This window comes from Paracoccus luteus, from assembly GCF_004522155.1.
GTDB lineage: Bacteria > Pseudomonadota > Alphaproteobacteria > Rhodobacterales > Rhodobacteraceae > Paracoccus > Paracoccus luteus.
In genome coordinates, this window is the sequence record NZ_SDEA01000022.1 from 1 (window position 1) to 10,589 (window position 10,589).

At 62.6% G+C, this 10,589-nt stretch carries 10 protein-coding genes; 6 read left to right on the plus strand and 4 right to left on the minus strand.

The annotated features are described in order from the left end of the window. Together EPA64_RS15930 and EPA64_RS16965 are read left to right on the plus strand one after the other, a co-directional pair. Positions 1-328 (plus strand): IS66 family transposase (locus EPA64_RS15930; RefSeq protein WP_167626692.1); only part of this gene is annotated, 328 nt, incomplete at its 5' end. A 51-nt stretch (positions 329-379) separates the two neighbouring features. Next, entirely contained in the window at positions 380-514 is a 135-nt protein-coding gene (locus EPA64_RS16965; protein WP_281278593.1) for a transposase domain-containing protein, read from the plus strand. Positions 515-778: 264 nt separating this feature from the next. On the opposite strand, the gene EPA64_RS15940 is transcribed toward EPA64_RS16965, so the two are convergent. Both EPA64_RS15940 and EPA64_RS15945 read right to left on the minus strand, forming a co-directional pair. Continuing rightward, a complete protein-coding gene (locus EPA64_RS15940; protein ID WP_134727275.1) occupies positions 779-1,744 on the minus strand; it encodes a retron St85 family RNA-directed DNA polymerase in 966 nt (321 codons plus the stop codon). Beyond that, a complete protein-coding gene (locus tag EPA64_RS15945; RefSeq protein ID WP_246026799.1) occupies positions 1,737-2,675 on the minus strand; it encodes a retron St85 family effector protein in 939 nt (312 codons plus the stop codon). The genes EPA64_RS15940 and EPA64_RS15945 overlap by 8 nt, the downstream gene beginning before the upstream one ends. 1,099 nt (positions 2,676-3,774) lie before the next feature. Here EPA64_RS15945 and EPA64_RS15955 point away from each other — a divergent pair. The 4 genes from EPA64_RS15955 to EPA64_RS15970 all read left to right on the plus strand — a co-directional run bounded on the left by EPA64_RS15955 (position 3,775) and on the right by EPA64_RS15970 (position 7,241). Then, positions 3,775-4,317, plus strand: a complete 543-nt coding sequence (locus EPA64_RS15955) for a hypothetical protein (protein WP_134727278.1) — start codon at positions 3,775-3,777, stop codon at positions 4,315-4,317. A 111-nt stretch (positions 4,318-4,428) separates the two neighbouring features. Beyond that, the gene (locus EPA64_RS15960; protein WP_134727279.1) at positions 4,429-5,376 is read left to right on the plus strand and encodes a GIY-YIG nuclease family protein; all 948 of its coding nucleotides are present in this window, start codon (positions 4,429-4,431) and stop codon (positions 5,374-5,376) included. Positions 5,377-5,449: 73 nt separating this feature from the next. After that, positions 5,450-6,910: an AAA family ATPase gene (locus EPA64_RS15965; RefSeq protein WP_134727280.1), complete on the plus strand. Its 1,461-nt coding sequence runs from the start codon at positions 5,450-5,452 to the stop codon at positions 6,908-6,910. After that, the gene (locus tag EPA64_RS15970; RefSeq protein ID WP_220443776.1) at positions 6,867-7,241 is read left to right on the plus strand and encodes a cupin domain-containing protein; all 375 of its coding nucleotides are present in this window, start codon (positions 6,867-6,869) and stop codon (positions 7,239-7,241) included. The genes EPA64_RS15965 and EPA64_RS15970 overlap by 44 nt, the downstream gene beginning before the upstream one ends. Positions 7,242-7,480: 239 nt before the next feature. On the opposite strand, the gene EPA64_RS15975 is transcribed toward EPA64_RS15970, so the two are convergent. Both EPA64_RS15975 and EPA64_RS15980 read right to left on the minus strand, forming a co-directional pair. Continuing rightward, entirely contained in the window at positions 7,481-9,280 is a 1,800-nt protein-coding gene (locus EPA64_RS15975; RefSeq protein WP_134727282.1) for a zinc ribbon domain-containing protein, read from the minus strand. Positions 9,281-9,347: 67 nt separating this feature from the next. After that, positions 9,348-10,328 carry an IS1595 family transposase gene (locus EPA64_RS15980; RefSeq protein WP_134727283.1) on the minus strand — a complete coding sequence of 327 codons (981 nt, stop codon included), beginning with the start codon at positions 10,326-10,328 and terminating at the stop codon, positions 9,348-9,350. Positions 10,329-10,589 lie beyond the last annotated feature (261 nt).

Sequence of the window (10,589 nt, forward strand, 5' to 3'; positions counted from 1 at the left end):
CTGGATGCATGCCGATGGTTATGCCGGGTTCGAGGATCTCTATCGGTCCGGCGCGATCCACGAAGTCGCCTGCATGGCCCATGTCAGGCGCAAGTTCGTCGACATCCATCGTGCCCAGGCTTCTCCGATCGCCGAAGAGGCCATCCGCCGGATCGCCCGGCTCTATGCCGTCGAGGAGGCCCGAGGTTTGCCGCCGGACAAGCGTTTCGAGCTTCGGCAGGCCCGCGCCGCCCCAGTATTCGACGATCTCGAGGTCTGGCTCGCCATGCAGCTGACCCGCATCTCAGGCAAATCCCCGCTGGCCGCCGCGATCCGGCTCATGCCCTGACGCGGATGGAGCGCATGCGTCCCTATCTCGCCAACGGCATTCTCGAGCTGGATAACAACACCNGTCGAAACGGCCAAGCTGAACGGCGTCGATCCTCATGCTTGGCTGGCCGACACCACCGCCCGCATCTCAGACTACAGGATTACCAAGGTCGACGAACTGCTGCCGTGGCACTGGACCCGGTAGCCCTCAGACCGGACGCTTACGGCCTTCCGCAGCGAGCACCTTGATCGGGCTAGCTTGATGCCTGCGCACGCCTCGCTGTGCGACTTGGCGCGCCAAAGACGGATCCAATCAGCGCGATCGAGTTGCTGCGCAGCACGATCTGGGATCGCTGCGGGTGCGATAAATCTCGGCATCAAGCCGGGGCCAACCGACAGACTCGTATCGGGAAGGGCGCTGATGATGTGACCGCCCCCCGAAGCTGTAGGTTATAGTCTGAACGGGGAATTATCTGGGAGAGCCGTCTCTTCGAGGAACGCGATAATTGAGGATCGCGGAGACTACATCGTTCCCATACTTTGACGACATACGTGAAACAAAATCGTGCTCCACCGACAAGGAGAAAGAGAGCAACCCCTGAAGATACCCGAGCCTTTCGTGGTCAAGCTGACCTAAACGGAAAAAGTGGATCAAGGACGATATTTCACGCTTTCGGTGCCTGCCAAGTGAAATTTTTCCGTCAGGCGTTAAGATTAGCCCAGTGACTAGGCGGCGATCTCCAGGTGAATATATGGCACGCTTGCTCTCATTTATTGTCAAAGAAGGCGTCTTATTTTTCTTGATATATTGCCTTACATGCCGTTCAAAATGGTGAAGTACTTTAAAATCTTTCGCGGACGCAACGATGTCGTCGGCATATCTAGTATACCTCAACCCTCGTTCCTCTGCAAAATTGCTCATCTCCACGTCAAACTGAAACATAATAGCATTGGAGATCAGGGGAGAGGTGGGCGCTCCTATGGAAAGACATGATGGGTTCTTGCTTCCTTCACCCCAAAACAATGCACGTGTTACTAGAGCCATTTCGGACCTGCTCAAGCGCAGTTCTTCTTGCGAGGCTACAAATCGGCGCCAAGCTTCCGCTGTTATGCTGTTAAAGAACCGCTCAAAGTCCAACTTCAAGATCGGGCTGGTGCCTGCATGAACGGCGGCATTGTGAAATATACCGATTTTCGGCCTGTAAGCAGCAGCAGATGCGTGAACTGGTAGTTTTTCTAAGACGAGCTTGGATATCGATCTCTGTATCGTCTTCAGCTCCCGAGCAGGCTGCGCAATGATGCGAAAACCGCTGCCCTTCTTAGGGATGCGGTATACCTTATAGCGCTTGGGAGCGTTCTGAATTATTTCCAGCACGCTTGCGTCGCTCATCCCGACATCTAGCGCAATGTCCCTCAGGAGGCTAATATCAGGCATTCCGTCGATCCATGGCAGACCTGAGCAGTGCTTTAGATATTGATGCTTCTTTGACAATTGCAGCTTGAGTCAGCGCGACCCAACGCTTCGCATCTTTAATCGGGCTGTTCGTTTTGAATGCGTATCTACTGACTACGTCACCGCCGAACTTAGAGATAACGTAGGTTGAGCCTGAGTAAGGGTAATTATCCATCCACCCCGCGAGCTTCATGCAGTAAAAGAAATTGTGAGCGCGATTTCTCGATATCGGGTTCCCGAGGATCTCTGCATATTCCGTGATCCGTTCGAGTGTGATCACTTGCGCAAGCTGGGAGAGCCAAAGAACTATTGCGAAATCTCGTAACTCACGACTAGCCTCCGCTCCGAAGCTGAAAGTCTTTTCGCCTCGGGCAACCCTTCTATTGATGAAAGCAACAATGTCTTTGACGTGGCCATTGATGCTGGCTTTGACAACTCTTCCCCGGCTATTTACTTTCCATGGGAAATAAGCCACCCTAGAAGCTTCTTCGTTCTCAAGGCGGCGTATTGGACCGAAGCGAACGAATGACTCTGCCTCGAAATAATCTTGTTGGATTATGACCGCCAATTTCGCCTTAAGGCTTGGGGTCGATGAAAATGCCCCCAATTCCGCCAGAGATCCTGCACTTTCTGCAACGAGGAGAACAACTCGTGATATTTTCGCGATGTCTTCTTCGTATGTGATCAAATCCTTATACGTTGTATCGCGGTATATCTGGTTGGCGGCCTCGGCCAGAACGGCCTTGGCATCGAGACGACTCCCAATATTTCTTTCGGCCAATAGATAGTGCCGCAGGCTCACTGGATCTGCCCGGTGTTCAGTTGAACGACCACCACAAAAGAAAATGAATTCAGTGGGCCAGCGAAATCTGAGTTCATTTAAATCCACGTGCCTGAGATAGTCTTCAACCATCTCAGGCACGTGGCTCTTTACCCTTAGGAGGCAGGAAGCTCGTGGAGCAGCCATCGGCCGTCAGGCGAGGCGCAAGCCGAGAGATGGCTGCTCCACGAGCTTCCTGCCGATAAGACCACCCAATAACAATTCGTCTGGCTAAGCGCCCGACGGAACCACGAAGGTTCATCCGCGTAAAGAGTGCACTATGCATGACTGAACATTCTTGCTGTGTCAATCGAACTGAATAGTCGTCCGTCTAAGATCCGGTCGGCCGCTGATAAGGGCTACTGAGGGCTATGGCAGAGGTCAACTATAGCTGTGGTGCTGGGCTCCGAACGGTTGTGCAATAATTCCAGCCCGCGACGGCTCATGACCCGTTCGCTGAAGCTCTGCCAGTTTTATATTGCCCGCGCCAAGTTGTGCCGTGCTATAGACCACCTCCACCTACCATACAGGCGGCTGCAACCGTAGTCTTGGTAGTGGTCCAGGACGCCGGGCGCAGCGCCTCCGGCATAGCGCGGGGCGCGGGGCGCGGTTGTTGGTGACGCTTGCGGCCCGGCTCGTCTCTGACAGGTCCGAGTAGCGAGACTTGCGAACGGCAACGGAGATGGCGATGACGGACTCGGAGCGCCTTTCGCATCGAAGACTGTTTGGCTCCACTCGAATCTACCGGTCCGCTTGCGCCTCCGGTGGCGACCTCCCAATCTCCACTGGGTGTGCATCCGCATAATTTGGCTAACGGTGTGCTGAGTGTCCGCTACCACCTTACGCTGCAAACGCTATGCTGCACTGCCGTCAGTCGGCTCTCCGCCCATTTTCGCCGTTGCGTCCTCTCCTGCCTCTAGAGCCTTCACCACCAGTCGGCGGATCGCCTCAGGGCGAGAGGGCAGGTCCGGGGCGGCACGCCGCAGTTCGTCGATCTGTTCCAATGTCACCACCGGAAGTCGGACATTGACCGGCTCGGTGTCTTTTTTCGGGCGACCCGTTCGCGGCATTGAAACTTTCACTTGATTTTATGGCGTCATAACACCATAATATAAATATCGGCGAGCGGGCGCAAGACTCTCACCTCTTGCGCCTGCTCTGACCACAACACGATCTGTAAGGGAGATCGATCATGGCTGAGACCATGGCTAGCACGCCTGCGGCGTGCACTGAAGTGACTCACGCGACTGCAGCGCCGCTGTCGCCCCTGGCGCGGCGCTTCCTGGGGGCGTCGCGGCGCATGCGCGTCACGGCCCAGTGCCTGGCCGTCCTCGATGGGGCGGCGCCCTGGTCGCCTGCCCTCCATCATCACCTGCGGATGTTTGAGGTGTCAAACGAGCGGATCGACCAGGATTTGGAGGTGATCTTGCGTGCCACCCCCCTGTTTCCGATGGATGCGCACCTGCGGGACCGCGCCTGGAAGCTGCAGATGGCCCGCTCCCTCGAGGATGGCGAGGACAGCCGCTTCTATCTCGAGCGGCTGCTCGCCTGGCCGGATCTTCTCTTCCTCTCCGAGGATCTTCCCGGTGCCGGGCGGCTCAACGCCTCGATCCGCCACTGCCTTGCGGCCCTGACCGAACTTTCCGACCGCAATGCCCCGGCGCGGCAGAGGGCGCGTCACCTCCCCGGCGCGTCCGATCCCGGGCTGGGCGACCCCGCGGTCATGGCCTGCTGACCACAGCAGGGGCCCGCGGCCCGCGCGCTGCCTCATGACCTGATCCCGCCAGCTCGGCCGCAGTCCTGCGGCCGAGTTGGCGCTCGTCTCTCATCAGCACAGGAGGCTTCCATGCCGTCCTCGATCCTGCACGTCGTCCCGCGCGACGGCGGGGCGCCCGTTGCGCTGCCCGTCGTCGACCTCCCCCTGCCGCCGCAGTGGCCCGCGATCGCCCGGGCCAAGGGTTACGAGATCGCCGCCCGCGTCCGCGATCATCAGCACCTCGCCCTGCGCTGCACCCGCTGCGATACCGTGAACCTTTCGCGAGTCTTCACCTTGCGCACGGCGCAACCGCTTTGTCCGAACTGTCTCCTGACGGCGCGGGCCGGTGCGGCGGCAGGTGCCGGTGCCGAGTTCCGGCGCCGCGATCCGGAAGATACCCGCTATGCCTTCTATGGCCTTCCCTGCGGCCACGAGGTGCGCCGCCAGTTCGGTCGGATCGCAAGAGCTGCCTTGCGCGCGACCGGCCTCCGCTGCGACACCTGCCAAGCGCGGCGCCTCGGCAAAGAAGCCGGGCGGTGGGGCTGGTCGCTGCACGGACCCGACCCCGAGGGGGAACCCCGCTATCGCCTCTACGCCCATGCCGCAGGGGGTTGCGGCCACGTCCAGCGGATCGCGCGCACCAACATGATCAGCGGGCGGTTCAACTGCGCCTCCTGTGGAGAAGGCTGGGCCTCGGCTGGGAGCGCGATCTACCTGATGCACTTCGACTTGCCGGACGTCGGTCCGGTGGTGAAGCTCGGGTTCTCGCGCAACCCGGTCTCGCGGCTCGACCACCAGCTGAGGGGCCAGCGTGATCTCACCGCCACGCTCCTGCGCGTCGTGCCGATGGCGAGCGGCCGCCTGGCGCTCTGCACCGAGCGCCGGATGCATGCGGAACTGCGCGCAACCTACCCGGAGGCCGTGGTGCCGCCGGCGGCCTACGATGGCATCATCCGGGTCGGCAGCGAGGTCTATGACGCTGGGCTCCAGCCCGTGATCGAGGCGATGCTGGACCGGGTGGCCGCGCAGCACCTCTGAGCCTTGTCCGTGGCGATCCCGCGCCGCCCGCAGGGCGGCGCCGTGTCCCCCTCCCTCGCCAAGGAGCCGCGCCATGACCAAGGGCCCGCGCCGCACAGGCCCGCCGCCCACCGGACGCTCGCTCCTGAGCCGTGCCCTGGCCGAGACGGCGCGCCGGAGATCGGCTGCGTCTGATCCTTTCTTCTCCAATCCTGCCGACGAGGAGGACATCGCCTCTGCCGACTACGGCCTGGTCATGGTCGAGGAGATCGACCCCTACGATGTCGCGTCCGAGGGCAGGGGCGACCTGCGTCAAGAGAGCCCCGCCTTCCTCGCGGTTCTCGGGCGGGTCCTGGTGACCCTCGGCGAGCGGGCCGACACCGGCAGCTGGCTCGCCCCCTCCGCCGTCACCGTCATCTCGGCGCCGCCCGACCTCACCGGAGCGGTGGCCGCCGCCCTGACCCGGCTCACGCCCGCGGGGCTGCGACCCATTGGCGCCGCGTTCGTCCTGCAAATGAACGACGGAGGATCGCCCCGCACGGCCCGCGCGCGCTTTGCCGCCCGCATCCGCCGCGCGCTCGGGCGGCGCAGCCCGGCGGTCATCGTCATCTCCGGCCCGGCCGAGCTGGAACCGTCCCTGCGCGTGGTGCTGCCGCCGGCGCTGCCATTGGCACCTTTGACCGCGGAGATCTTGGGCGACCTGCTCGGGATCGTCTATCCTGGGGACTCCTCCGCGGGCGATCTCCCCGAGGAGAAGGCACTTGCGCGCCTCGGCGAGGACGAGTTGCTCATGTCCCTGCGGGCAGAGACGGCGCAGGCGGCGACCGCCGCGATCACGGCGCGGGTGCTCCGCTGCAGCACCCAGGTCACGGGACCGGGCCCTGCGGCGATCGAGGGCTATGGCGAGGCCGAGACCATGGCCCGCCGCCTCGTGGCCGATCTCGGCCGCTGGCAGAAGGGCGAGATCGCCTGGCGCGAGATGACCCGCTCGGTCCTTTTCGAGGGCGCCCCCGGCACCGGCAAGACCTTCCTGGCCCGCGCGATCGGTGCCGCGACGGGGGTGCCCTTCCATGCCGCGAGCTTTGCCGACTGGCAGGCCTGCGGGCACCTGGGTAACATGCTCAGCGCCATGCAGCGGAGCTTCGCCGCCGCCCGGGCGACGGTGCCCTCCATCCTCTTCATCGACGAGATCGACTCCGTGGGCTCCCGCTGGAGCCGCGACGCGCATGCCGAGAATTACCGCCGCCAGGTCATCAACGCCTTCCTCACCGAGATCGACGGCACCCGCGATCTCGACGGCGTGCTGCTGATCGGCGCGACCAACGACGCCGGCGCCATCGATCCGGCGGTGACTCGACCCGGCCGCTTTGACGCGATCGTGCGGGTGCCGCACCCCGGTCCCGCCGCCATCCGCCGCATTCTCGCCCATCACCTCGGGGGAGAAATCACGGAGGCGGACCGCGAGCGGCTCGTCCCCCATGCCGCGGGGCTGACCGCCGCTGGGATCGACGGTGGTCGGTTTTTTCACCGGCGTCTCTGCGCAAGATGTAGTTAGCCCCTTCTATCGTAAGGCTGATCTGGTGGAGATCGGCAGGAACGACCGGATTTCTCACAGGGTGGTCGGCTTCGATCATCCTCACCGGCAAATGCTGATTCTCAGCGAAACCTACTCTGCCGGGGCGTCAACCGGCGAGCCGATCACCCATGCGGCCCAGGAAAGCGGCGTTATCGTGAAAGGTGCAGTCCAGGTGACTGTTGACGGCCAGTCCCGTGTTCTTGAAGAAGGGGACGGATATTATTTTGACAGTCGGCTTCCACATAGTTTTACGAACGTCCATGACGGCGAAAGCCGCATCGTGTCAGCGATTACGCCGCCGACTTATTGAGACCAAACCATCAGACCAACGATTGATAATTCGTCCGTTGCGCTAATTATATTTAAGTGCTGTCGTAGAATACTTAGGGTTCGAGCCTGCATAAACAAGCAAGTTAGACGCAGTTATTTCTTCGGAAGCAATAGGCGCTTCGCCCCGACCCTGGTAAGTGGATGAGAGATACGCAAAAATCCCGATCATTGAAGGACTGCTCCTTTGAAGTAAACATGAACGACCGCTTCGGATGGTGATTATCCCGCTGACACATCAGCTACCATATCTTGTGTTGGCTGAGCCGCCACAATTTCCGGTGCAGATGGTCTACGATTGGACTTGAAGCGCCGCGTCATTGGTGCCGCTGCCGGAGTAGGGAAGAACTTCCCCAGGGCATCGCCGAAGTAACGATTGGACACATACACGCTTCGCTCCGGGATCACCCGATCCCGGGTTCGGGCCGGCCAGAGCGAAGGGTCGAGCACGACCCCCGCTCTCGCCGCCCCCAAGCGCTCGAGATGACGCATCACCGTCAGCTCGAGGCTTTCCGCCTTCGTCATGCGGGCTGCCCGATCGAAGGCGGAACGTCCGCCCCCGAGGTTCCGGGACCCATTGACGTCGGCATGGATCTTCTTGCCGCAGGCGCCGCAGACGAAGGTGCCCTGGGCCTTGCGGTTGGTCTTGCTCACATAGCCGCAGCGCGGGTTCGAGCAGGTCTGTGAGCTATAGGCCGGGTTCACCTCCTCGAAGGTGATCCCGTACTGTTCCTTCAGCGCCTTGAGCTTCTCACGCAGGACCGCGCGGCCGCAATTCGTCAGCAGCCGGTTCATCCGGCGCGAGAGCTCCGGGCTGCGGAAGTCCAGCCGCTCGAGCACCAGATGCGCGGGCGCGCGGATCTCCACCAGCCGGTTCAGCGCCCGGCCGATCTCGGTCCGGATGTAGCCGCGCAGCGCCTCCACCCGTTCCCGGTAGCGCTTCGACCGGTTCGGCCTGATGCCCTGCGCCTGGAGCCGCGCGGCGAGCCCCGCGATGCGCTCGTCATGCCACTTGAGCCTGTCGATCCAGTCGCGCCCGAAGAGATCGCCCTGATCCGTCGCCAGCATCGTCCGTAGGCCGAAGTCGATGGCGAGCTCGTCACAGCGCGGCACATAACCCGTGCGGCTCTGTTCGAAGGCCGCCTTCATGTCCGACACCAGGCCGATGACCAGTTCGCCCGGACGGCCGTCGGGCAGGCGATGGGTCGATCGTCCGAGCTTGATGCTGTGCTTGCTGGCCGGACGTTCGATGAGCTGGACGGTCAGTGCGAGATCGCCGCCGCGTGCGTTGAAATACGCATGGCTGCGGAGCGGCAGATGGATCATGCGATGGCTGCCGGGCCGGAACTCTTCCGGCGCACGCCCCTGCCGGGCGGCACGGCCTGCATCCACGGCGGTCATCTCCTTGGCCGTCTTCTTGTCCAGCAGATCGAGCGCCGCGATGCTGATCCAGAGATCGCCATGCCGGGCGGAGTGCGCCTCTCCGAAGCTCACCTGGCGCTGATCGATGTTGGGGTTCAGGCGATGGAAGCGCGGCTTGCGGTGGCACGCGAGTATTGCCCGCATGATCGACCGCGCAAGGCGACGGACATTGTCAGGGATGACTTGGCCTTTCAGCGGCCCCGACTTCATCCGGACCAGATCCCGGGAGAACCAGGCTTTCTCCTTGTTGATCGTCAGGAGCTGGTGGCGGAGCGTCGCGTCCAGCGAGGAGGCCAGCACGACATCGCGGAAGTCGTTGGCGCGGTTCGAGATGAAGCTCTTGAGCTGGCCCACCACTTGGAAGCGCAGCATCTGCATGCGCTGTGCGCCGAGCATCACCTTCGCAGCCGCGAGCGCCGGCACGGCCTTCTCCTCGGCCGCCGTGAGCTTCTTCTCGAACCTTCCGGTCTCGAAGAACCGCCGCCACTGGTCGGCGGCGACAGCCGGCGCACAGTCCCGGAAAGCCTTCAGCACTGCCAGCAGATCCCGGATCTTTCCGGGATTGGGGTCGAGCAGGGGAAGGGGATCGCAGCGCATCATCTCCCGGGAGAGATAGCGCGCAAGGAACAGAAAGTGAACAATAATTTGCGAGTGTTCCCGCAGCAGATCAGATCGGCCTGACGAGATGCTTCATCGGCAGCGGCCTGCCACCCCAGCCGATCACATCGACGATGCGGGTCAGATGACCTTCCTTGCGGCGGTTGTGCCGCCAGGCGAGCTCGTCGAGGTAGCGGTCCAAATGCTTCTGGCTGATCCAGTGCCAGACTCCGATCACGGCGCGGCGGATCATCCCATGAACGGCTTCGGCCGTGTTCGTGTGCGCATCAACCCCGGAGCCGCCCGCGTCCGGGACAACGAACTGTCCTGCCGAATGGACCACCGTCAGGTGCTCGTGCCCGGCGGCGACCCGACGATAGGCCGGCAGGGTGTCGGTGATGATCGTCGCGGCCGGATCGACCGTCGGCGCGACCGCCCGGCCGATGGCCGCGGAGGAATGGCTGGCGATGCGCTCGAGAACGACGCGGCCGCTGCGCTCGACCATCGTCAGCACCAGCGGCCGACGCGGACCGCGGCCGGTCGGAACGCCTGACGGGCCGCCACCATGCGGCTTGCGCGGCGGGGCGCCGGCGTAGATCTCGTCGATCTCGACCACGCCCGAGAGGCTGATCTGACGGTCGCCCATCATCGTGCGGATGCGATGGCAAAGATGCCAGCCGACCTTGTAGGTGAGGCCGAGCATCTCTGCGAGCTTGCGGGCCGAGATGCCCTTGCTGGACGATGACAGGAGCCATATGGCCCGCAGCCATTGCCCGAGCGGCAGGCGGGTGCGGTGCATCGCCGTACCAGAGGTGATCGAGAACTGCCGCCGGCAGCCCCCGCAGGTGTAGAGACCCGGACGCGAGCGGTGGCGGGTGAAGCCGCAGCCTTGGCGCTCATCGGCGCCGCAGGCGGAACAACGGAGACCGCCGGGAAAGCGGAGAGCCTCGAAAAGCGCAAGACATGCGCCCTCGTCCGCCGCGATCTTCTCGATCGCGGCGAAGGTGATGTCGTCGGGATTGCGGCGTACGGGGCGATGGACATGAGACATGACCCCAAGATTGGCTGATCAGGAAAAAAACCACGCTCGGACAGAAAAAAGTTCAGGCACAAGATGTAGAGGTTGATGTGTCAGCGGGATAATTCCGCTTCGGATTAAATCGCCCCGCTGCTTAGCATGGCCGCCACCGTCCGCTTGGGGCCGATCAACTCGGCGCGCCGGTCGGTAGGTGCTGTCCATCTTCATGTTGCCGTGGCTACACCTGCCTATCCTGCAGCTTGGTCTTGCCCCTGTTTCGCCGGACACTCAGGC